Raw genomic sequence first — 22,323 nt, 5'->3', positions numbered from 1 at the left:
TGTTATCAACTCCAGCCATCAGTAATGGTATTTGATAGCGATTTCGGTTAACATGTTGGTTGAGGTGATTAATCATGAGCAATCAGCAAAGTGAAGGTTATACTGGGTCGACAAAGTTATCCGTTCGTGTTGCTGGCCCTGAAATGGAGCACAGCAATGGCTATGACTTGGATTCAGTCATAGGTTCTTTGCGAGATACACAAACACTCCTTAGAAAAACGTATTTGGCGGCTCAGGGTCGCTCTCGTTTTACCGAAAAAGACTATGATAGCTTTCAAATTAAATTGGTGGACTGGCAATCCGGTTCACTGTTGTCTGATTTAACGTTAAATTTCCAGAATGTTATCATTCCCGTTCTGCCGTTTATTAGTGACAATAGAGAGTTTATCTGGGAAGCTCTGAAGTCGTCTTATACATTTATTAAAGCCAAGTTGTCATTGAATGCGAAAGGCGAGAAATATACTGTTCGGCAAGAAGCAGGTGAGCATGGAGTCAATATTGTGAACAACGAGGGAGGTACTGTGATTGTGGTCCCAACAGGACTGCAAAATGTAGCTGAGGCATTACAACCTTCTATTGCTCAGTTGACACAAAACATTGACACTAAGCGTGTTGCCCGTGTCGAAATTAGAAGCGAGTCATTAAATGATGATAACGGCAAAATTGTTTTTGATGATGATGACCGTAGATTGTTTAATTCAGAATCTACGCTTACGTCAGATGATGTGTTTAGCATTTCTGGGAAAATTACGTCTAGTAACTTTGATACAAACAAAGGTAAAATTGAGATTACAAGTTCATCCGTGGAGATGATTAAGCCTGGTGAGACTTATCGTATTGTGATTAGTCCTGAATTACATGCTGAAGACAAGTGGTTAGAAATGTTTCTGCAAGATCGACCATATTATTGCAAGTATTCTGTTTCAGTTCAAAATCCTAACCATGTTATTGAAATTCAGATAGTAGATTGGGACGAATCTGAGTGGGATGAGGTTAGCTAGTTTTATTAATATCTTCTGTCATTTAAACTAGCCTCAAGTCTCAGACGCGTGACCAAGAAATCAAAGAACCTCCGAAACACTTCGATTCAGCATGCACAAATCGCCTGTTCAAAGCATATTGGTGGCCTAGGTATTGTATTTTTTAAGAACAAAAAGTATATAAACAAAGATGAATATTGCACCTGCTGTCTTTGAATCAATATTAGGTTCCAAGCATGTTACTATTCACTAAAACGATTATGAGATAGTCTACGTTTGTAGGTAGGCTATTTCACAAATTTATTTTTCGGTTATAATGAGGCGTTAATTCTCACTTTTGGGAAAATAGTTGATTAATGCGCTGGCATCATCGCTAACTTTGAATCGAGGATAATTGTTCATCGACCGTTCCTTATTTTCCATCGCACGAAGGTCTTTCATGCTTGAGGTAAGCCATTCGTGTACATTAGTTGCCTGCGGTATTTGTAGCCTGTATCTGAAAGTATCAAACACTCTGTAAAATCCATCAGAGCAAATCAAAATTGCGATTACGTCAGCAAGCGGAATGGATTCTTGATGAAGATGGTTAATGCCAACGCCTGTTGGATCAAGAATCCAGTAGCCGCCTTTCTCAGTACTGTTTTTGAGCAAACGATTGGCTTTGAGTATTGGCTGTATATCCTCGAGTGCTTCTTCAATTGGCTTTTGTTCCGAAATCAACTCGGCTAGGTTACTTATGGCCTTTTTGTCGTTTTGCTCAATAGTGGGATCGCGATGGACTTCATACTCATTGTTATTGCTCAAGACGATAATGGGCGAGTCTCCCAACCATGTAAGCTCAATCCTATCTTCATGAACCCGAAATGCGCTGAAGGTTGCTGAGGGTAATCTTTCTTTGTCTATTAGGGTTGAGGGATATTGTGCGTTGAAGTCAGCAACCGCCATACTCAGCAGCTGCTGGATTGAATATTCTTGCCAATTAGCCTTTTTAAGGTATTGCCCAACTGTGTGGCTGAAGAGCTGTGCATCAGAATTACCAGCCTTGTAAACTCGGCTCGTGAGGTTACTTGCGCCATCTATTACAAAACCGTATGAATCCGTAGTGTACACGAAGTCTTCGTTCACAGTGTTTCCTCGATCTGTGATGGAAGCGTGCGTTAATTGCAGATCATCAGGTTGCAAGATATTCGCAAAGATAACGTTCTGAACGGATTGGCCATGACCATGCCGCCTTGCATAGTCCAAAGATAAGATTGAACGTAAATCAGTGAGGCTATTAAACTCCGGTGCGTCCTTAGACCCATCGCTTAAATCCCATTCTGCCAAATCGTTATGACTGTTATCTTTTAAGGTGTCGTTCAACTCCGCGATTGTCATGCTCGTTCGCGTGACTAAAAAGAAGTCTGGCTTGCCGCCGCGTTCGAATAGACGTGCATAGCCAATAAGCTGAGTCTGTAAATTCAGCTTATTTTTATTTTCCCAATGTGCTAATCCCAATTCTTCTACAAGTTCGCGCTCGACGGCGTGCACGAGGACTTGATTAAGTGTCGGTTGATTCTTCTTGAAGACTTGCCAGTCTTTGTATTCGACTGATCCAGATCCTGATGGTGCGTAGTTATCGGCGTTAATATTTGACTTTTTCCCCTGAACTTGAAGAACCACGTGATTGTCAGACGTAAGCAGCAGTGTGGAAACACCCATGTAGTTAGTCTGAGCGTTGTGGGTGAGGGGGATAAGCTCACGATGTGTGTAATCTGAACCGTTTGTGAACAAATCGATGCCCATCTTAATCTGTTTCAGATCGCGGCGATCGCGCAAACTGTAGTAGATAATCTCATCGGTTACTTGGGTTTCAAAGTAGCGAACTTCACGGGTGTGCAGTGTGCTCGTTTCTGGATATATTTCGTCGACTAGCCCAAGAATTCGGCCGTTAAATACAATTTTGTCGTTAATGATTTTGCGGCGAAGTAACGCAGGCACATAGTCTAGCATATCGTTGGGTATGCTGTACTCAAGGGCGCTACCAATCAGAAAAATTGGACGGTTGCGGTCACGCAGGTGCTGATTAACCTTCTGGCTTGTGATGTACAATTCCACTTGGTCATCGTGATTAAATGATTCAATCTTATACCCAGCAGATTTAAGCGAGTCATCAAGCGTCAGACGTTCTTGAATAAGCTTCTGTTCATTGATACTAAGCTTAGAGAATCCGAATGTGTGGCGTTTGTATTCGTACATAACAATTGCGCTGGTAATTAGAACTATCATCATGATGAGTATCGTTGGAATCACATGAGTCAAAGCGGATTTCGCTATATGTTGAAGCATGGAGGACAAAGTTGGTGAACTTACTTGGGCAAAGTCAAAAAGACTGTACACGAAGGTAACCAAGACAGCGACAGTCGTTGTGCTGATAATTACTCGATAGCGAATCGACATTTGCACAACCTCAAGAAATATCTTGAGCTTGTTGAACATGAGGTATGTATCTTTGATGATTGACAATTTCGAATTATCTGATGGCACAACGACACCTCCATCGATAGTTTAACATGGATAACTAAGCAGGGCTTTTGCAACTCGTTGAAATGTCCGAGAATTGATGGATTTTTTCAAGAGGCTGTCATGTCTCTCCAGCGGCCATATGCAGCCACGAAAAAAAGCTCTCAGAAATGATTTATCATCAATCTGAGAGCTTTTTTGATTTGTGCTGAATCTTATTTCAGTACCTGCACGTTCGCGTACAGAATCCCTGCTGATGGGATTTGCCCCGTTGGCATTGCCACATCAAGTTGACGTGGGTTGGCTGCGGCGAAAGTGCCGGTGTCGTTAACCGTCCGGTACCAAACCGTGCCGTTCGAGAGGGTAATCTTCAGGCGTGTACCGCGTGGGAAGGTGGACAGGTTTGCCGCCACACCGCCGTAGCCCATGCTGGAGCCCATCTTTGCTGGGTCGTAGAAGGACAGTTTAAACTGGCCCTTGTTGACCGACTGCGAGCTGGTTGTGCTCTTGGGTGCCTGCGTTACTGGTTTCGCGGCGGTTGAAGATTTGCTACTTACGCTCGCCTTGGCGCGTGGTGCTGGCGTACTTGTTGCCGACCGCTTAGTCGTAGTTGTTTTCGTTGCTGTGCTGGTGTGGGTCGTGTTAGCAGCAGGTGTCTTGGCCGTGTTCTTAGTTACGGACGCTGTGGTAGTCGCACTTGCACCAGTCAGCTTAATCACGTCCCCAACGTGAATCAAGTTAGGGTGGGTTAGCTGGTTGTAACTAATCAGCTTGCTGAGGCTAACCCCCGTGCGCTTAGCGATGCGAGAAAGGTTGTCACCGGACTTAACGGTGTACGTCTTGGCGGCGGCGACCATAGTTACTTTTGCGGTTGCGGTGTACTGCAGGCGCAGTTCCTGACCAACCAAGATGAAGTTTGCGTTCTTAATGTTGTTTAGCTTAACGATGTTGTTAATGCTTGTCTTGCGGGTCCGCGCAATTTTGGAGAGCGTGTCGCCGGCCTTGACGGTGTAGTTTGCAGACTGGGTAGTGGTTGCCGCGTCAACGTGGTTGCTGGCAACGGTGAAGGCCCCAGCGCCCAGGGCGAGTGTTGCTGTGAATAACCATCCGAGATGTGCTTTACTGATAATAATCACTCCTATTTCGTGTCTGAGTTGCTTGTCAACAGAATCCAGTATAGTTGGTCAATGTGACATGCGGACAGCAAGCAGGTTACTAAATTTACTCTTTCTGTAATCTTGTAAGTTCCACGTAGCATGTTAAATTATTACGTAAACTGTAATGTGAATTAACAAGGATGCAAAACAGCAAGCAATTTTGTCGGCGTGGCCGCCAATACAACGGTTGAAGTAATATATCCAATCAATGTACTTGTTATGGGGGAGAATTTATTATTACGCAATTCACGCTTTGTCATCTTCTTGTTTTGCGCGTTTCACAAGTAAAGACTTCTGATTATCGTAAATTTTGCTAAAATCGCAAAGCGGGTACACATCGCAGAAAAAGGAAGAGAGCACGGCAACATTTACCTACGAACAGATGAATGTACCGTACTCTCTTCAATTGATTGATGGAAAACCTATCCAATCTTCGCCAATGCCGCCTGCGTCACTGCCGGCACATCCTCAGCGTAGCCCATGCGTGCCAGGTACAGGATGTAGCAGCCTGCGATGGCGGTTAGTGACTTGTAATCGTCGAAACCTGGCAAGCCGGTCATTGTCCGCAGCGCATCGAACCAGTCCCGAAGTGGCACCTTCTTGGCATTCAGCTGCAGGAGTTCGCTGACAACGATGTTCTGCAGTTCGTCCCCGTAACCGGCGACGCTCTGGCCTTCTGGTGAATTGCTAAAGCCGGAATCCAGTGCTTCCAAGTACGGTTTGCGCAAGGCCGCACGGTCACTGGCCGCCAAGTCGCCAATGACATCGCCGGAATCGGTAAAATCGGAATCAAAATCATCGTCGAAATAATTGTCAGTTTCGATGGGTACAAAATCCTGGCCTTTCGCCCACGCCTTCAGCTCTTGGTTCATTTCTACTCGGTCATCATGGCCGAGCTTGGACGAATCAAGTGGTGAGTCCTCATCATTCATATAGTCTCGGCCGAGGTACTCGAGACCACCTTCACCGCGGCCTTGGTAAACCTTGGGCAGTTCATCCTGTGTGTCTCTAACCTCCAGGAGCTTGATGCGGTGCTGCCACTCTTCGCCGAAATCGTAGGCGTATTTTACCGTTCCGCGCTCGAGGTCGGACCCGATTTCAGCGGTGGCAGAATCAGCAGCGCCCAGCCAATCGTCATCCGTGGATTCGCTGTAGGATATTTCGCGATTCCAGGCAGGGTAGAAGGCGTACAGGTGCATGTTTTGCCACTCGAAGAGTATTTGGATCAGCTTGTGCAGTTGCGCGAACGTTGTGTGTTCCGGAACGGCGATTTCCCGCCAAATCGGTGGGTGAACTTCTTCTAGTGTGATTATGAGGAATAAGGCTTTTGGCATGAGGGACCTCCTTGAACTCTGATAGTCTATTAATAGCATGCTTCGGGGCATTTGACCACGGGTGAATGGCAACTGTGTACTAAAAGTACAGATGTCCTTTTTCAATCTGACTTGATTCACAAAAACGGCCTTCTTGTAGTCGTTTTAATAATTTGGTTGCCGTATCGCTATGCTCGGTAAAGAAAGTTGTTTCGGCATAGGCCAGACGTTGTAAGTTCTGGCACATCTTTTTGGTCACCCTCGGTAGCAGATTGGTTGGTAGGCAATAGTGCTGGTCTAAGTCGTATTTGTAGCCGTCCGGGTACTTAGCGGCCGCTTTTTGATGAATATCGCTGACTGACTTAGATTCATTTCCCGAGACAGGGGAGGTATTTAGCACTTTATTAATTTTGGCCATACTCTTAGGGAGTTGGGCAAACGCGTAAATCTTTGGATTAGTGTGTTTTTCCTTTGCATAGGCGAGTTCAATGCCTTGGATGTTGTCTAGCTCGGCATACAACTTTGCTGGCTGTATCTTTGTCGGGAACTCGACGAAATACTGACGTTGATACATGCTGAAGCGCAGAGATAATATATTTGGATCTTTTCTCCCGTACGAATAGTGTGTGAATTCGACGTGACGTAAAGATTCAAGGCAAATCCAGCACTTACATCGCGAAACGTCACCGGACAACCCAAGAAATGTTTGGATGGGATTACAGTAAAACGTTGGCAATGTCATATTGTCTTGCCCGTATTCGGTGCGAAAATGGTGCCGGTAAACGTTGTGCTCATGCAGTTTACTGTCGCCGGTTTGCTTGTTAAGTGCGCGAAGAATACTGCGTGGTCTCATGTTGATAATGTAATATTTGCCCTCTTTAGTTACGGCAAGGGTGCATTCTCTGAGAGACTTGGGTAATCGAAGATGGATCGACATATCTATCAGGATGCTTAGTTCGTGCTTGGTAATATCGGTTAAAGGTAGAGTTTCGGCAAAGTTGACTCCGTAGTTAATTAAATCCTTAGGGGACGAAAACTTGCAGCGACGCGTTGTGTAAGAACGGTTCTTCTCTTGGTATTGCACAGCGTGTTCCTCCTAATCCATCATTTCTTTGAGTAATGCCTTCATGTGCCGCACCTTGCGACTGACAGTGGCCTCGGAAACGTGAATTCGCTTCGCAATCTGTTGGTTCGTTAGCTCGGTTGTGTATTTGTAGTACAGAACCTGCAGATCGCGCGGGCTCAGTTTTGCCGTGAAGTCGCTGAACCGGAAATCAAGCAGGGCAGAATCTGGAATTTCTTCGTGAACAGGTTCGAGCCCCTTGCTGACTAGTGAATCAAGTGGGGTGGCGTTGAACTTTTGCCAATTGCGCTTAGTGGTTTGTTGCTGTCGAAGTAGGGCTTTGAAGACAATGTCACCGGTAATCCGGTTGAATCTGCGAATGTCGTCATCCGAGTCTAACGGATCATGGTAACGACGGAGCATGCGTAAGTAGATTTCACTCCCCTGAGCAAAGAGTTCGTCAGCAAGTTCTGTGCGAGGTTTCACACCAAGACGATAAACCGCATGGTAGATGACGCCGCGATTTTGTCTGAACAGTTCCTCTTCTGTACACTTCACGATTTCACTCCTTCAATGAATATTTATCACGAGTAGAATTGTAGTATTGTATGGATGCGTTTGCAGCATTTTTTATTCAACATTTACTATCACTTAGCCAAAATAATAATACTGATTATTTCAAAACAAAACGGCGGTATAACGGCTTTTTTCGCATGGCTTAGCCTTTTTCAGGTGAAAAAATAATTTATAATTGGCCAATTTGGTCGTAGAAGTTAACGAGATTTCCGAATTTATTACTGGACATTTTAGTTGGCTGAGCGGGCTTTTTTCGGGTTGCGACGTGAGATTCTCAAAAAGGTGAACGTATTTTTCGAAATAGTGAGTTTTTTGGTCAAAAGTGGATTTATACCTTTGTAGGGCGCACTACTACAATTGCTCGCATCACCATTCCGTCATCCGCGGCCACGGGGACGGAGGCGTGATGCTCACCCACCCACCATAAGGAGGAACCACCATGGCTCGTAATTTCCAAAGCTCAACCGTCACCTACGTCTTCATCGACCCGAAAGATTCGGACCAGAAGGAAGTCAAGCACTCCATCAAGGACCTGATTGAAACCCCAGACGAGGCCACACTGCTTGCGTTGGGGGATGCACTCCAGAAGCTCATTCCGTACCAGAACCTGGTTGACGTTCAGATTGACCGCGAGGAAGAACTCGTGGCGGACAGCACCCCAGCAGCGCAGCAGACCGGCACACCGGCTGGTGACCAGTCTGGGACAGAAGCTACCGGTAACTAACCACGTAGTTGTGAATTACAATAGTCAGCACGTCCGTCAGCGCGGCCGTGTCTAACCCCAAAGAGGAACCAGTATGACCCGTTCAGCAAATCTTACGTTCAAGACCGCGGATGACAAGACCAAGTCCATCCGCATCAGCAATTATCAAGGTGAAGTGCCTGAGGACGACGCCAAGGCATTCATGGAAGCCCTGTGTGCGTCCCAGCAATTCGTGAAGGACGGCGTGCAGCAGTACGCCCGGCCAACGAAGATTACCGCTGTCGACACCGAAACCACCGTTGTGTACGAATACGACACACCCGAAGCTTAGTTAATGGTTAGTGGCCGCGGGCGGTCACTGAATAATCCCGGTGGCATTCGCCGCCGGGTACATATAGAAGGAGGAGAAAAGCATGCAAGCAAAACATAATTGGCGGCATTTCCTAGAAGGCATGGGGCACCTGGCACCACACCTGCCCCAGAAGGCAACCCAGATTAGCGGCGATACCGATGTCGCCGCAATTAACCAGGACTGGCAGGCGGTTGGCGGCGACTTGCACGCCGCAATGCACTACTGGGCCGACGCGCAATCCCGCAGGTAGACCGCAATGACACAGGATAATCACAGTCCAACGCCGCGGCAGACTAGGGCGGCGTTGCGGCGGGCACGACTGAACCAGGTTGTGGGGGCGATTGGAGGCGGTGAAAGTGCACGCAGTCGCCCGAGTCCGGGGAGCGATGGTGCCAGGTTGGAGAATACAGGTACGCATTACCGCGTGATACGGGTGAGCGCACCCGGGGCGACAGAGGGCGAACCAGTAATTGTTCCGCCGAACACAGATGCCGGGCTGCCCCGTTCCAATCAACAGAGTTTTGACCCTGATTTGCCCCCAATCAGCCAAAGCCACTTTGCACAGCAGGAGCATGTAGCCGTGAACACGAGTAATGGCTCCGTCGCCATGGCCGCCAGACAATCCAGCGTCCCGTTGCCGGACGCACGCGAACTGACTGCGTATAACGAAGCAGCACCAGATGCGGCCAACAGAATTCTCCAATTGGCGGAACAACAGGCACAGCACCGGCAGAAGCTGGAGAAGGCCAGGCTTGTTGCTGAGATTCGGGATCAGTACCTAGGCCTGGTGTTGGGCTTTGCCGTGTGCATCGCTGGTATCTGTGCTGGGGCTTACGTCGCGGTGGCCGCATCGCCACTTGCCGGCAGTGCGCTGTCGTTCGGGGCGCTGGCGTCGCTCGTGGGGACGTTCGTGTATGGAAGTCGTCAATAGGCCACGCAAATAGCAAACAATTTCATTTGAGAATTCGAAGCTAGTTTGCCAGTGTCCTTTATTGATAAGAATGGTTCGATTAAATAACGGTATTCAACTTCATTATTTCCAGAAAACCCACGGATGAATATTCAATCCGTGGGTCATTTTTGTTTCTAGCTCGGGATTAGCAATAGCAGTTTGAACGCTTAGTTATTTACTAGCCGACGAATTTTTGGGTTAAGTTGGCCAATAACGATGCTTCAGAATTATGTAACGCTATTGTAATTCTTATAAAGGTACGAGTGACTACAAGAAAAAACGCTAAAAAGGCTCATAAACACAAATGAAATCGGAAACAATTCTTTGAAAGTTTAAGGCACATTGCATTTATGCAACAAGTTGAGCAAGGTGCCATTTTCTACTAATTTGTGAGCTGTTATTTCAACTTCTAGTTATTGTAAAAGAGTAAAGAATATCATACACTTGTTAAAGTTAAGTAACACTTAAAGATAATGTTGGACAAATACATACGTGCTTTGACGCTTCAGACAGGTGAGGAGCACAGGCTCACGGGGGAACTAGAATGCAAAAATCTGAGACTATGAAAGTAAAAACTGAGGAACACACAAACGGATTATATGTCGTGGCTGGTAAAAGAGCGTTCGACTTGCTTGTGTCGTTATTTGGATTGATTATTTTTGCGGTAGCTTACGTAATTTTGTTCATCCCGTACAAGCTGAGAGATCACGGGCCAATGCTGTTCAAGCAGACGCGTCTGGGTAAGAATGGTAAGGCGTTCAAAATAGTTAAGTTTCGTTCGATGCGGGTTAATGCAGATGAATACCTGCACGCGAATAAGGCACTGTTTGCGGAATACGTTGCAAATGGTTACAAGCTCGAACCAGAACGTGACCCACGTATGACTAAACTGGGGCGGTTTCTGCGTAAGACTAGCATTGATGAGTTGCCTCAGTTCATCAACGTTTTCCGCGGTGAGATGAGCCTGGTCGGGCCGCGCCCGATTGTTGTTGAGGAGCTTGAGGAATATGGCGAGCAGAAAGATGATTTCTTGAGAATGAAGCCAGGTATTACTGGGATTTGGCAGACATCTGGCCGTAGTAACGTTACTTATCCTGACCGTGTGGATTTGGAATTGAGCTATCTAGATCAGCCAAGTTTCTTGAAGGACATTAAGATTATTGTTCTTACAGTCCTGCAGGTGCTTGTTCACGATGGTGCTTACTAGGATTCGTTATTGGTATTAATGAAATGTAACTGGACTAGGCACTTAAATTAAATACAGCTCTGGATAACAGTCTTACTGAACCCCAGCAAGGCTGTTTTTGTTTGCCCTAATCCAGCTGATGCCAAATCACAAAAAGACGGATGCTCCCCATCCGTCTTTTACATCCCCACCTAAAATTACCGCCGTCCGCCCGTCACGCGTGGCCACCTTGGTACGACCACGCAACTAACCGCCTTACATTGTGGCAATTGCACCAATGGCAAGTGCGATGACGAGCACTGCAAGAGCCCAGAACCAGATTTGTTTCCAGAAGGGCTGTTTTACTGGCATGTTCTGTGCCATCATATCCTCCTATCTGGGGTTGGTGTTGTCTGACCAGCCCCGCGCCTGAAAGCACCGATGTCTGGCAAGCTTCTGCCTATAATTAGCGTAATGGGTGGTAATTGGTAAAACAATTGAGGGGGTTAGTCATGTCGGCGGAAGCGCGACGTGATGCCGGGGTGACGGGGAGGGTGGCAACCTGTGTTGCAGGTGGTTTCTGCTTGGTTGCATTTTGCTTGAGCCCGCGTGCCACCTGGTGCAATCACGCTGGCCAGACGCGGGCCCCGTGTGCTGGCAGGAATCGTCGCCGCGTTCATTGCACCCGCCAACCACCGATTTCAGTCCACCTTCGTGCCAACTGTCACCCGATTGGTTCTGCCGTGAACCCCTTACATGTGCTAAAATAGAAAGCGATTAAATCCGTAACAGATGGAGGAATAAACTTTGACAGAACCATTTTTCCTGAAACCATACTTCCAGCCGAAAATCTGGGGTGGCCGCAAGCTCGAGACATTCGGGTACGATCTGCCAGAAGGTAAGATTGGTGAATGCTGGGCCATCTCCGCACACCCACACGGCCCCGCAACCATCGAGAATGGGCCCCTGGCCGGCAAGACGCTGGCGGAAGCATACAGTGACAACCCTGAATACTTCGGTCACCCCAGCAGCAAAGTTTTCCCGCTGCTGACGAAGATTCTGGACGCCGAAGACAGCCTGTCCGTGCAGGTGCACCCAGACGATGAGTACGCCGCAATCCACGAACACGAACTCGGCAAGACCGAATGCTGGTACGTGATTAACGCCGATCCCGGTTCCTACCTGATTTATGGTCACCACGCCCAGACCCGCGAAGAGCTGCAGGCGATGATTGACGCCGGTGAGTGGGACAAGCTGCTGCGGAAGGTGCCAGTTAAGGCCGGCGACTTCTTCTACGTACCAAGTGGGACCATTCACGCTCTGACCAAGGGGATCATGGTGCTCGAAACCCAGCAGAGTTCCGACACCACGTACCGGCTCTACGATTACGACCGCACCGACGACGCCGGCAACAAGCGCGAATTGCACCTCAAGCAGTCTGTGGACGTTACCACCGTGCCGCACAAGGACCCACAGCTGGACATCACGTCCGAGAAGATTGGCGACAGCACCGTGACAACCTTTGTCACCGCGCCCGTCAGCCCATTCTTCTCCGTTTACCGCTGGCAGGTTAACGGAGAGTTGAAGCGCTCCAAGACCGCCGACTACACGCTGATTTCCGTGCTCGACGGCGAAGGCACCATCACCGCCGACGACAAGACGTTCGCCCTGACCAAGGGGACGCACCTGCTCGTGCCGAACCAGATTGCGGAATGGACGATTAACGGTAAGCTCGACATCATCGCATCGACACCAGGCAAGGAAGCATAGGCCGAGGTCGATACTAAATATTGGACTAGCACCCGAACCTTTCTGCGTTCGGGTGCTTTTTTGTCCGCGGCGCAACCGTGGGCCCTCAGAATTTCCCTGAAACAAAATGTTGACACCGTGTCACTTTGGCGTATACTAACCATATTGACACGGTGTCACTTTTAGTTGAGGAGGGTTATTGGTGGTTTCGACAACGTTTTTGAATTTGCCCGCAGACAAGCAGGACCGGATTCGTGCGGCGCTACTCACGGAGTTCTCGGCGCACCCGCTGGTGGATGCACAGGTGGCGCGGATTGTGCGGGAAGCGGCGATTGCCCGCGGTGCGTTCTACAAGTACTTCGCGGACCTGCCGGATGCGTACCGCTACCTGTTCGGTCAGGTCATGCATGCGGTGCACGGCCAGGTACCAAAGGCGGGAACAGGTTCTGTTGCCCAGTACGTGCAGGCGACGAGTGACCTGTTGCTGGCGGTGCGGGATTCGGCGTACCGCGATTTTCTGGCCGTGCACTTTCGCTTCAACGAATGGGCGGTTGCCGGACAGCCGAGTCCGGTGGCCGGCAAGCCGGAACTATGGGCGGCGGAGGTGCTCTGTCACCAGACGCTGCGTGATGTGATTTTAGCGCCGGACACGGCCGAAGAACGCCTGGTTCAGCTAAGAGTGGCACTTAATATAGTAGAGTAGAGGATGAGTAGATGTTTTTAGCATTACGCGAAATACGCAAGGAAAAACTGCGCTCGGGGCTGATTGTGGCGATGATAGTGCTCATCAGTTACCTGATTTTCATACTGACCAGCCTGGCACTCGGCCTGGCGCGGCAGAACACCGACGCCCTGAACTCGTGGGGCACCCAGACCGTGACGCTTAACGGCAGTGCCAACGTCGACATGCGCCAGTCGCTGATCACAAAAAAGCAGGCGGGCAAACTCACGGGCGACGAAGCCTACATTGGCCAAGCCTCAGTGGTGGCCAAGGCGCAGGGGCACGAGAACACGAGTGCGGTCTTCATCGGCCTGCAATCAAACCAGTTCGTGGCCAAGAAGATTAAGCTCACAAGTGGGCACCGGCCGCAAAGTGACAAGCAGCTGGTCGCCGACACGTCATTCCAAGATGCCGGCTACAAGCTTGGCAGCAAGGTACGCCTAAGCAGCGACTCCGGCAAGTTCACCATCGTCGGCTTCACGAAGAACGCGAAGATGAACATTGCCCCCGTGGTCTACGGACGCCTCGGTGCCTGGCTTGACCTCAAGGACTTGATGCCGGGACCCATCGCCTCGGCGGTCGTTTCGCGCAAGGCCGGTGCCCGCAGTCAGCAGAGTTCCGCGCTCAAGACGTACTCCCGTGCCACCTTCATCAACAAGATGCCCGGGTATTCGGCGCAAAACATGACCTTCGAGCTGATGATTGGGTTCCTCATGATCATCTCGCTCATCGTAATTGCCGTGTTCCTGTACATCCTGACCATGCAGAAGCTGCCGAACTACGCAGTGCTGCGTGCGCAGGGAATCCCGAGTCGTGTGCTCGTGGGCGCAACCATCAGCCAGTCGCTGATTCTGGTGGTGGCCGGACTGATTATCGGCACCGAGCTGACGGCCCTGACCGCAGTGGCAATGCCGGCCGCGGTCCCAATGGCCTTCGACGTGCCGCAGCTCGCGGCGGTCGCGGCCGGACTCGTCCTGATGGGTCTGATTGGTTCGCTTATCCCGGTCGGCGCCGTGCTGCGGGTTGATCCGGTGAGTGTGATTGGAGGATAAAACATGCCAGCTTTAGCATTAAAGAATGTCAACCAGGTCTTCGGCACGGGCACGGCCCGTGTGCAGGTGCTGCACGACGTGAACTTCGCCGTTGAACCCGGCACGCTCAGCCTCATCGTTGGGCCATCCGGTTCGGGGAAGAGCACCTTCCTCAGCATCGCGGGCGGCCTGCTGACGCCAACTTCTGGGAGCGTGTGGCTCGATGGGGTCAGCTACCACGACCGGACCAAGAAGCAGCGCGACCAGCTGCGCCTTCAGTCCATCGGCTTCGTGCTCCAAGCGTACCACCTGTTGCCGTACCTGAACGTGGATGACCAGTTCAAGCTGGTCGACCACGTCAAGCCAAAGGGTAATCTGGATGCCAAGCAGCTCGGGGAACTACTCGATGAGCTGGGCATCGCGGACCTGCGCAAGAAGTTCCCAGGTGAGCTATCCGGCGGTCAGCAGCAGCGCGTTGCCATTGCCCGCGCGCTGTACCCCGACCCATCCGTGATTTTAGCGGACGAACCAACGGCGGCACTGGACAGTGCGCGCGTCGAGGTCGTGGGGGCGTTGTTCCAGGCGCTGGCCCACGCCCGGGGGAAGGCGGTCGTGGTGGTGACCCATGACGTCCGGCTGGAAAAATTTGCCGACCAGATCTTTGCAATCGAAGACGGGGTCTTGCACCAGGTGAACAAGTAATTCAAGAAATGGCGTCGTTGGTTAACAATGGCGCCATTTGTGTGTTTGTAACTTGGGTTTGTGCTATCATCGGTGGCTCGTTATAATAGTTTAGGTTAAGGCGCGTGCGCCAAGCATACGTCAACGGAGATGGGAGCATAATTATGGCACAACTTTTTTTCCGCTACGGCGCGATGAATAGCGGTAAGAGTATCGAAATCCTCAAGGTTGCCCACAACTACGAGGAGCAGGGCAAGCAGGTCATCATCCTCACGAGTGGCGTTGATTCACGTTCAGGCGTCGGCGTCATCGCCAGCCGCATCGGCCTTGAGCGCAAGGCGACCCCAATTGAGGCGGGCACGAACGTGTTCGACCTGGTCCAGAACACGAACCCGCATGCGGCGTGCGTTCTGATTGACGAGGCCCAGTTCCTGCAGAAGCACCACGTGATTGAATGTGCGCGGGTGGTTGACGAACTGAACATCCCGGTTATGGCGTTCGGGCTCAAGAACGACTTCATGAACAACCTCTTCGAAGGCAGTGAAGCACTGCTTCTGTACGCCGACAAGATTGAGGAAATGAAGACCATCTGCTGGTTCTGCACGAAGAAGGCCATCATGAACCTCCGCATCCACGACGGCCACCCCGTCTACGCGGGCGAACAGATTCAGATTGGCGGGAACGAAAGCTACTACCCGGTGTGCCGGAAGCATTACAACAACCCGCCATTTCAGTAACACAGAGCGGAGCCTTCCGGGTTGACTTTGAGCATCAACGGAAGGCAGACGTTGATGGGCGCACTTTCCCATCAATGTCTGGCTTTGGTTGAGCGGAAAAGTCAGGAAGGCGGAGCTCGACTAAGCCGCGGAGCTCGACTACGAAGTTCCCACAACGCGCCTATTATATAGTAGAAACAGCACTCAATTAATGCCACCACCCGCGCCGCAGCCCATTGCGGCCGGGCCCGGTGACACCGAAGGAGCAGAAAAAGTGGATAAAATTTTTGAACAACTCGAAAGCGTCCTGATTCATTACGATGATATTCAGGAACAGATGTCTGACCCCGACATCATCAACGACACGGACCGCTACATGGCCCTCGCCAAGGAGGAGGGTTCCCTGCGTGATGTCGTTGCGGCGTACAAGCGCTACAAGCAGGTCCTCGATGACATTGAGGGTAGCGACGAAATCATGCGCGAAACCAAGGATCCCGAAATGCTCGAAATGGCCAAGGAAGAATTGGAAGAAGCTCGCGACGAGAAGGCCAAGCTCGAAGACAAGATGAAAATCTTGATGCTGCCAAAGGACCCCAACGATGACAAGAACATCATCATGGAAATCCGCGGCGCTGCTGGTGGGGATGAAGCCAGCCTCTTTGCGGCCGACCTGCTCAACATGTACTCCCGTTACGCTGAACGTCAGGGTTGGCAGACAGAAATCATCGACGAGTCCCCAACCGAAGTCGGTGGTTACAAGGAAGTCGTTGTCATGATTACCGGGGACTCCGTATATTCCAAGCTGAAGTTCGAGAACGGGGCGCACCGCGTTCAGCGGATTCCCGCTACCGAAAGCGCTGGCCGTGTGCACACAAGTACCGCAACGGTCGGGGTCATGCCCGAATACGAACAGGTTGACCTCGTGCTCGACCCCAAGGATATCCGCACGGACGTGTTCCGTTCATCCGGTGCCGGTGGTCAGCACATTAACAAGACCAGTTCCGCTGTCCGCATGACGCACATTCCAACGAACATTGTCGTGTCCATGCAGGACCAGCGTTCCCAGCAGCAGAACCGGGTTAAGGCCCTCCAGATTCTGACCGCCCGTGTTTACGATTACTACGAAAGCCAAAACGCGGAGGCATACGCCGAAAAGCGCAAGACTGCCGTTGGTTCCGGGGACCGTTCCGAACGCATTCGGACGTACAACTACCCGCAAAACCGGGTGACCGACCACCGGATTGGCCTGAGTCTGAACAAGCTTGACCGGATCATGAATGGTGAACTGGACGATATCATCGATGCGCTCATTCTCCACGACCAGACCGCCAAGTTGGAGTCCTTGGGTGATGACTAAGACTTATTCTGCGGCGTTGCGCGCTGCGGGGGACAAACTTGACGCCGCCGGGATTGACCGGGATGGCGCCAACTTTGTTTTATCCAGTCGGTTGAACTGGAGCCGCAGCCAGCTTGTCCTGCATGGCCGCGACGAAATGCCGGATGATGTCGCGCAAACCTTTGCCGAGGACATCAACGCGCTGCTTGCCGGCCAGCCCGCGCAGTACGTGGTGGGCCGGGCGCCTTTTTGGGGTCGCTGGTTCAACGTGAACCCCGCCGTGCTCATTCCGCAGTTCGACACCGAAATTCTGGTGGAATGGATGCTAGAGGACGCGGTTGGCGGCTTCGGCATTGACATCGGGACCGGCAGTGGGGCAATCGGCATTACGCTCAAGCTCGAACGGCCGCTCCTGGCAATGACGCTCTCCGACATCAGCCAGCCCGTGCTGACGGTGGCGGAGGCCAACGCCAAGGAGCTCGGCGCCGAAGTGGAGCTAAACCAGGGTAACCTCCTCGAGGGCACGGGCAAGTACGACTTCATCGTCGCCAACTTGCCGTACATCGACCGTGACGAAATGGACGTGATGGATCAGTCCGTCATTGACTACGAGCCGCACCTGGCGCTATTTGCTGAGGATCACGGCCTCGCGCTGTTTCGCGAGCTGTTCGACCAGATCCCGCGGCACCTGCGTCCGGGCGGGGTGGTGTACCTCGAGTTCGGTTACCGCCAGCAAGAGGCGCTGGCGCAGATGATTGCGCAGATGTTGCCGCTGGGTCAGGCGGAGTTCCGCGAAGATGACGCCGGGCACCCCCGCGCCGTGAAGATTAAGTTCTAAGCTGCACTGTGATGCCAAGTTCAAATGGAAGTGTGAATTCAAAAATGAAAACCACGATATTTACGCGTGCGACCGTGAATAATGCGGCCGAGTTAATCAAACAGGGTGAGCTGGTTTCCTTCCCGACCGAAACCGTGTATGGTCTCGGTGCGGATGCGACCAACGTTGATGCGGTCAAAAAGGTGTACGTTGCTAAGGGTCGCCCCTCGGATAACCCGCTGATTGTCACGGTGGCGGACCCGGAGACCGTCAGCAAGTTTGCCACGGTCACACCCGAAGCCAAGAAGCTGATGGACAAGTTCTGGCCGGGACCGTTGACCATCATCCTACCAATCATTCCGGGCGCACTGAGCATGAACGTCACCGGCGGCCTCAAGACGGCGGCCTTTCGCGAACCTGACAACGACGCCACCCGGGAACTGATTCGCGCGGCGGGCACGCCAATCGTGGGGCCATCCGCGAACCTGTCCGGCAAGCCAAGTCCAACCACCGCGCAGCATGTGCTGCACGACATGGACGGGCGCATCGCTGGGATTCTCGACGATGGGCCTTGCCGGGTCGGCGTGGAATCCACCGTCATCGACATGTCCAGCGACGTGCCGGCAATTTTGCGTCCCGGTGCTGTCGACGAGGAAATGCTTGAACCAATTATCGGCCAGGTTGCCACCGACAAGCACAAGGTCGGCGCCAAGGAAACACCCAAGGCTCCGGGGATGAAGTACAAGCACTACGCTCCGGATGCACAGGTGATTATCGTGGATGAGTTGAGCCAGTTTCCGGCGGCCATTGCGTGGGCCAAGGCGAAGGGTTACGACTTTGGCGTCCTGGCCACAGATCAGGTGCTGGCGGACTACGCGGCGGGTTTGCCGCAGTACTCGCTGGGCCAAGATTTGACCAGCGCCACCCGTGACCTCTTTGCGGGCCTGCGCTACTTCGACCTTCACCCCGACGTGCAGGTTGTCCTGGCGCAGGGCTTTGATGATTCCGGCTTCGGCGCGGCGTACATGAACCGGCTGGGTAAGGCGGCTGGGGGAGAACACTTCGCAGACTAAGAGAGCGGAGTGCACTACTTCTGAAATAAGGACGGCATCAAATTAACTCACCGCACAAAGGCGGGTGCACTCCGGCAGATTCTGCCAGTTTGCACCCGCCTTTGTGTTTAATTAATGGTAGGAAGCAGCAAAACTCTCACGCGGGGTTAACGTTAAACCAAGATATCTGGTAAAGGTTGAAAAAAATCGGGGGTCATTGCTGATTTTTCGCACCCATTACCCTATAATGTTCAAGGGCGTGTGCGTGGCACGCACGATAGATAGGAGAGATATTTAACATGGGTAAATTTACCGTTTTGAACCACCCGCTGATTCAACACAAATTAACGATTATTCGTGACAAGAATGTTGGGACCAAGGAATTCCGTGAGGTTGCTAACGAAATTGCTGAATTGATGGTATATGAAATTACCCGTGATTTACCTCTAGAGGACGTTGAAGTCGAGACGCCAATGGGCCACAGCGTACAAAAGCAGCTCGCCGGCAAGAAACTCGCAGTTATTCCAATCCTGCGTGCCGGCCTCGGCATGGTTGACGGGGTGCTCGAACTGATTCCAGCGGCCAAGGTTGGTCACATTGGAATGTACCGCGACGAGAAGACCTTGAAGCCACACGAATACTTCGTGAAGATGCCAACCGACATCGATCAGCGTGACCTCATCATCGTTGACCCAATGCTTGCTACCGGTGGGTCCGCAATCATGGCAATCGATGCCCTCAAGAAGCGCGGGGCTAAGTCCATGCGCCTCGTTGTTCTGGTTGCCGCTCCAGAAGGCGTTAAGGCTGTGCAAGAAGCACACCCTGACGTGGACATCTACGCCGCAGCCCTCGATGACCACCTGACCGAAAGTGGCTACATCTTCCCAGGTCTCGGTGATGCCGGTGACCGGTTGTTCGGAACCAAATAATCCACCTAGAAAGTCTTTGCCACAAACGGCAGGGACTTTTTTTGCAGCAGCGCGGCGCAGGCAACAACCATTTGCCGCGAAACTTTATGAAAACATAACTGAAAAGGGGGCACGACCAAAAATATTTTTTCGACTTAACACCACATTTATGACAATGTGTCGGAATTATTTTTGCACATTTGCGGGTGGAAACCGTTGTTAACCTTAATCTACGGGGATAGGCGCCGCTTACAAGGCGGATGCGCGAAATCGCCTTGGCGCCGCGCTTTTTCCTTTGTCTTTTTGGGGTTAAGGTGGTAGAGTTATCAGTGTATTTTGTGGGGACTCTACAAAATCCGTATTTAGAAAGTTTTGTCCCACTCAGATGATAAGGATCTCTCTGGGCAACAAGTTTTCGTAAGGAGGTGAATTCTGTGAACGATAAGTATCCCTACCTAGTAGTAGGGCCGGTACGGTTTAACTTAGCCAATGACATTCCGATGTTAGTTTCTGCAATCATCGTGTTTGCGGTTGTCTTCTACCTGTCCCGCAAGCCAAAGCTGCGTCCGGACGGGAAGCAGAACCTGCTTGAATGGGTCATTGACTTCACGAACGGTCTTGTTAATGGCGAAATGCCGGGCAAGCAAGGTGGTTTCTTCCAGCTTTTCGCGTTTACCATGTTCCTGTTTATCTTTGTTATGAACCAATTAGGTCTTTTCATTGATGTGAATATTAACGGAGTATCATGGTTCCACTCGCCAACAGCTAGTCCATTAATCACCATGACGCTTGCGTCTACTGTTTTGTTCTTAGCCCACTACTGGGGTGTCGAGAACAAGGGGTTTGCTGGTTACGCCAAGCGTTACCTGAACCCAATGAACTTACTTGAAGAATTTACCAACTTCATGACGCTCTCTCTGCGTCTGTACGGTAACATCTTCGCTGGTGAAATTCTCATAACGCTGATCCGCAACATGGCGTTATCTGGCGTTGTACCGATTTTGAGCTTCCCAGTCGGGTTTGTCTTTGAAATGGTCTGGATGGGATTCTCAGTTTTCATTGGCAGTATTCAAGCTTACATCTTTGTAATACTCTCAACGGTGTACACGTCTCACCAAGTTGTCTCAGAATAATAGTTTGTAATCGAGTGCGGGCCAACGGGCAAATCCCGACGGTGCATGCCGCACTCACATTTTAGGAGGAAATTGACTCATGAAAGAACTCGCAACAGCTATCGTAGCTGGTATGGCAGCCCTGGCTGCAAGTATTGGTAACGGTCTTGTTATCAGCAAGACCATTGAAAGTATGGCTCGCCAGCCTGAACTTTCCGGTACACTCCGGGGGACCATGCTTCTTGGTGTTGGTTTGATCGAAGCTGTTCCTATCATCGCTATCGCTGTCTCCTTCCTTATCCTCTTCATGTAATTTACGTGACTCAGGGTTACGGATTTTTCAGATAAGAAGGGAGTGGCATAGATGAATTACGGAATGATTAGTGCCGCTGCTGAAGGCCTCACTTATGGGGACACAATCTTCGGGCTCGTCACCTTCATCGCTCTGGTGCTCCTCGTTGGTAAGTTTGCCTGGGGCCCAGTCACCAAGATGATGGCTAAGCGCCAAGACAAGATTACCTCTGACCTGGATTACGCGGATCAGAGCCGTGATGAAGCAGAAAAGCTCCTTGCTCAGCGCAAGAGCGAACTGCAGAACACCCAGGCGGATGCCGTGAAGATTATCAACACGGCCAAGGCCAACGGTGAAACGCAGGGCAAGAAGATTGTTGCTGACGCTCACGCGGAAGCAGCGGACCTGAAGACCAAGGCCGAAGCAGACATTGCTCAGGCCAAGCAGGACGCTTTGAATAGCGCACGTGATCAAGTTGCCGACCTGTCAGTTGCAATTGCAAGCAAAATCATTGGCAAGGAACTGACCGCAGGCGACCAGCAGGCCCTCATTGACGATTACATCAAGGGGCTAGGTGATTAACATGGCGCTAACAAACGCGGTAGTTGCCCCGCGGTACGGTGCGGCTTTGTACACACTGGCCAGCGAGACGAATCAGGTCGAACTGATTAACGAAGAATTACAGCAGCTCCAAGCTGTTTGCGATGCTACGCCTCAACTACTCGCCGCTTTGGACGCTCCCGAGCTGACTCCAGCGGTTAAGCAGGATCTGGTTGACCTCCTCAAAAAGGGCGCCTCCCAGACGGTTCAAAATCTCGTCCAGATGCTGTTCGACTACGGCCGCATTACGGCCCTGCCAGCAGTTATCAACGATTTTGGCCAGCAGGCAAGTGCAGCAGCCGGCATGATCTTCGGGACCGTGACGACTGCCTTGCCGCTGACGGAGCAGCAGGAAAAGCAGCTCAGCGCCGCAGTTGCGGCTAAGCTGTCAGCAAAAACAGCACACCTGACACAAGTGGTTGACGCGAGTGTTATCGGTGGTGTGCGGGTAGAGGCAGCAAACCGCGTGATTGACGGGACGGTATCACACCGCATCGACCAAATCCGCGCGGCATTGCTGGCACATTAGATTAGTTAAGAGGTGA

Annotated in this window: 24 protein-coding genes; 19 read left to right on the top strand and 5 right to left on the bottom strand. The window is 51.1% G+C overall.

The annotated features are described in order from the left end of the window. Nucleotides 1-74: 74 nt before the first annotated feature. Nucleotides 75-1,001, top strand: a complete 927-nt coding sequence (locus EKN00_RS01205) for a hypothetical protein (protein WP_127848314.1) — start codon at nt 75-77, stop codon at nt 999-1,001. Between the two features lie 303 nt (nt 1,002-1,304). Here EKN00_RS01205 and EKN00_RS01200 read toward each other — a convergent pair whose 3' ends face one another. From EKN00_RS01200 to EKN00_RS01180, 5 genes are all read right to left on the bottom strand, one after another. Continuing rightward, on the bottom strand, nt 1,305-3,506 hold the full coding sequence (locus EKN00_RS01200) for a protein phosphatase 2C domain-containing protein (protein WP_127848313.1): 2,202 nt from the start codon (nt 3,504-3,506) through the stop codon (nt 1,305-1,307). 191 nt (nt 3,507-3,697) lie between these two features. Then, nucleotides 3,698-4,618 (bottom strand): LysM peptidoglycan-binding domain-containing protein, encoded by a 921-nt coding sequence (locus EKN00_RS01195; RefSeq protein ID WP_127848312.1) that lies wholly within the window; start codon nt 4,616-4,618, stop codon nt 3,698-3,700. Between the two features lie 443 nt (nt 4,619-5,061). Next, a complete protein-coding gene (locus tag EKN00_RS01190) occupies nt 5,062-5,973 on the bottom strand; it encodes a plasmid pRiA4b ORF-3 family protein (RefSeq protein ID WP_164847980.1) in 912 nt (303 codons plus the stop codon). 79 nt (nt 5,974-6,052) lie between these two features. Next, nucleotides 6,053-7,036 (bottom strand): hypothetical protein, encoded by a 984-nt coding sequence (locus EKN00_RS01185; RefSeq protein ID WP_127848310.1) that lies wholly within the window; start codon nt 7,034-7,036, stop codon nt 6,053-6,055. A gap of 12 nt (nt 7,037-7,048) precedes the next feature. Further along, entirely contained in the window at nt 7,049-7,573 is a 525-nt protein-coding gene (locus EKN00_RS01180; RefSeq protein WP_164847979.1) for a sigma-70 family RNA polymerase sigma factor, read from the bottom strand. 457 nt (nt 7,574-8,030) lie between these two features. Between EKN00_RS01180 and EKN00_RS01175 the strand changes: the two genes are divergently transcribed. From EKN00_RS01175 to atpH, 18 genes are all read left to right on the top strand, one after another. Next, the gene (locus tag EKN00_RS01175; RefSeq protein ID WP_127848308.1) at nt 8,031-8,315 is read left to right on the top strand and encodes a hypothetical protein; all 285 of its coding nucleotides are present in this window, start codon (nt 8,031-8,033) and stop codon (nt 8,313-8,315) included. A 73-nt stretch (nt 8,316-8,388) separates the two neighbouring features. Next, nucleotides 8,389-8,625, top strand: a complete 237-nt coding sequence (locus EKN00_RS01170) for a DUF2922 domain-containing protein (RefSeq protein ID WP_127848307.1) — start codon at nt 8,389-8,391, stop codon at nt 8,623-8,625. Between the two features lie 82 nt (nt 8,626-8,707). Then, nucleotides 8,708-8,896 carry a hypothetical protein gene (locus EKN00_RS01165; RefSeq protein ID WP_127848306.1) on the top strand — a complete coding sequence of 63 codons (189 nt, stop codon included), beginning with the start codon at nt 8,708-8,710 and terminating at the stop codon, nt 8,894-8,896. A gap of 6 nt (nt 8,897-8,902) precedes the next feature. Continuing rightward, complete coding sequence (locus tag EKN00_RS01160) at nt 8,903-9,577, top strand: DUF2335 domain-containing protein (protein ID WP_127848305.1); 675 nt, start codon at nt 8,903-8,905, stop codon at nt 9,575-9,577. 565 nt (nt 9,578-10,142) lie between these two features. Beyond that, complete coding sequence (locus tag EKN00_RS01155) at nt 10,143-10,805, top strand: sugar transferase (protein WP_421825360.1); 663 nt, start codon at nt 10,143-10,145, stop codon at nt 10,803-10,805. 765 nt (nt 10,806-11,570) lie between these two features. Further along, on the top strand, nt 11,571-12,533 hold the full coding sequence (manA, locus tag EKN00_RS01150; RefSeq protein WP_127848304.1) for a mannose-6-phosphate isomerase, class I: 963 nt from the start codon (nt 11,571-11,573) through the stop codon (nt 12,531-12,533). Between the two features lie 181 nt (nt 12,534-12,714). Beyond that, nucleotides 12,715-13,215, top strand: a complete 501-nt coding sequence (locus tag EKN00_RS01145) for a TetR/AcrR family transcriptional regulator (protein ID WP_127848303.1) — start codon at nt 12,715-12,717, stop codon at nt 13,213-13,215. An 11-nt stretch (nt 13,216-13,226) separates the two neighbouring features. Further along, a complete protein-coding gene (locus tag EKN00_RS01140) occupies nt 13,227-14,285 on the top strand; it encodes an ABC transporter permease (protein ID WP_127848302.1) in 1,059 nt (352 codons plus the stop codon). Between the two features lie 3 nt (nt 14,286-14,288). Continuing rightward, entirely contained in the window at nt 14,289-14,966 is a 678-nt protein-coding gene (locus EKN00_RS01135) for an ABC transporter ATP-binding protein (protein ID WP_127848301.1), read from the top strand. 143 nt (nt 14,967-15,109) lie between these two features. Continuing rightward, nucleotides 15,110-15,682 carry a thymidine kinase gene (locus tag EKN00_RS01130; RefSeq protein ID WP_127848300.1) on the top strand — a complete coding sequence of 191 codons (573 nt, stop codon included), beginning with the start codon at nt 15,110-15,112 and terminating at the stop codon, nt 15,680-15,682. Between the two features lie 253 nt (nt 15,683-15,935). Beyond that, the gene (gene prfA / locus EKN00_RS01125; protein WP_127848299.1) at nt 15,936-17,018 is read left to right on the top strand and encodes a peptide chain release factor 1; all 1,083 of its coding nucleotides are present in this window, start codon (nt 15,936-15,938) and stop codon (nt 17,016-17,018) included. Further along, the gene (prmC, locus tag EKN00_RS01120; RefSeq protein ID WP_127848298.1) at nt 17,011-17,835 is read left to right on the top strand and encodes a peptide chain release factor N(5)-glutamine methyltransferase; all 825 of its coding nucleotides are present in this window, start codon (nt 17,011-17,013) and stop codon (nt 17,833-17,835) included. The genes prfA and prmC overlap by 8 nt, the downstream gene beginning before the upstream one ends. A gap of 44 nt (nt 17,836-17,879) precedes the next feature. Then, nucleotides 17,880-18,887, top strand: a complete 1,008-nt coding sequence (locus EKN00_RS01115) for an L-threonylcarbamoyladenylate synthase (protein ID WP_127848297.1) — start codon at nt 17,880-17,882, stop codon at nt 18,885-18,887. A gap of 278 nt (nt 18,888-19,165) precedes the next feature. Then, nucleotides 19,166-19,795 (top strand): uracil phosphoribosyltransferase, encoded by a 630-nt coding sequence (upp, locus tag EKN00_RS01110; RefSeq protein ID WP_127848296.1) that lies wholly within the window; start codon nt 19,166-19,168, stop codon nt 19,793-19,795. Nucleotides 19,796-20,208: 413 nt separating this feature from the next. After that, the gene (gene atpB / locus EKN00_RS01105) at nt 20,209-20,907 is read left to right on the top strand and encodes a F0F1 ATP synthase subunit A (protein ID WP_127848295.1); all 699 of its coding nucleotides are present in this window, start codon (nt 20,209-20,211) and stop codon (nt 20,905-20,907) included. 79 nt (nt 20,908-20,986) lie between these two features. Further along, complete coding sequence (gene atpE / locus EKN00_RS01100) at nt 20,987-21,199, top strand: F0F1 ATP synthase subunit C (RefSeq protein WP_127848294.1); 213 nt, start codon at nt 20,987-20,989, stop codon at nt 21,197-21,199. Nucleotides 21,200-21,250: 51 nt separating this feature from the next. Further along, nucleotides 21,251-21,760, top strand: coding sequence for a F0F1 ATP synthase subunit B (gene atpF, locus EKN00_RS01095; RefSeq protein WP_127848293.1), 510 nt, complete (start codon nt 21,251-21,253; stop codon nt 21,758-21,760). A gap of 1 nt (nt 21,761) precedes the next feature. Further along, entirely contained in the window at nt 21,762-22,307 is a 546-nt protein-coding gene (gene atpH, locus EKN00_RS01090) for an ATP synthase F1 subunit delta (protein WP_127848292.1), read from the top strand. Nucleotides 22,308-22,323 lie beyond the last annotated feature (16 nt).

It is taken from the genome of Lacticaseibacillus hulanensis (assembly GCF_004010095.1).
Taxonomy (GTDB): Bacteria; Bacillota; Bacilli; order Lactobacillales; family Lactobacillaceae; genus Lacticaseibacillus; species Lacticaseibacillus hulanensis.
This window is presented reverse-complemented; position numbering and strand designations above follow the sequence as displayed.

Coding starts and splice junctions, on each gene's coding strand:
- atpF (WP_127848293.1), top strand. CDS start 21,251: ATGAATTACGGAATGATTAGTGCCGCTGCTGAAGGCCTCACTTATGGG.
- EKN00_RS01135 (WP_127848301.1), top strand. CDS start 14,289: ATGCCAGCTTTAGCATTAAAGAATGTCAACCAGGTCTTCGGCACGGGC.
- EKN00_RS01205 (WP_127848314.1), top strand. CDS start 75: ATGAGCAATCAGCAAAGTGAAGGTTATACTGGGTCGACAAAGTTATCC.
- atpE (WP_127848294.1), top strand. CDS start 20,987: ATGAAAGAACTCGCAACAGCTATCGTAGCTGGTATGGCAGCCCTGGCT.
- EKN00_RS01170 (WP_127848307.1), top strand. CDS start 8,389: ATGACCCGTTCAGCAAATCTTACGTTCAAGACCGCGGATGACAAGACC.
- EKN00_RS01175 (WP_127848308.1), top strand. CDS start 8,031: ATGGCTCGTAATTTCCAAAGCTCAACCGTCACCTACGTCTTCATCGAC.
- upp (WP_127848296.1), top strand. CDS start 19,166: ATGGGTAAATTTACCGTTTTGAACCACCCGCTGATTCAACACAAATTA.
- EKN00_RS01115 (WP_127848297.1), top strand. CDS start 17,880: ATGAAAACCACGATATTTACGCGTGCGACCGTGAATAATGCGGCCGAG.
- EKN00_RS01140 (WP_127848302.1), top strand. CDS start 13,227: ATGTTTTTAGCATTACGCGAAATACGCAAGGAAAAACTGCGCTCGGGG.
- EKN00_RS01160 (WP_127848305.1), top strand. CDS start 8,903: ATGACACAGGATAATCACAGTCCAACGCCGCGGCAGACTAGGGCGGCG.
- EKN00_RS01155 (WP_421825360.1), top strand. CDS start 10,143: ATGCAAAAATCTGAGACTATGAAAGTAAAAACTGAGGAACACACAAAC.
- prmC (WP_127848298.1), top strand. CDS start 17,011: ATGACTAAGACTTATTCTGCGGCGTTGCGCGCTGCGGGGGACAAACTT.
- EKN00_RS01190 (WP_164847980.1), bottom strand. CDS start 5,973: ATGCCAAAAGCCTTATTCCTCATAATCACACTAGAAGAAGTTCACCCA.
- EKN00_RS01165 (WP_127848306.1), top strand. CDS start 8,708: ATGCAAGCAAAACATAATTGGCGGCATTTCCTAGAAGGCATGGGGCAC.
- atpH (WP_127848292.1), top strand. CDS start 21,762: ATGGCGCTAACAAACGCGGTAGTTGCCCCGCGGTACGGTGCGGCTTTG.
- EKN00_RS01130 (WP_127848300.1), top strand. CDS start 15,110: ATGGCACAACTTTTTTTCCGCTACGGCGCGATGAATAGCGGTAAGAGT.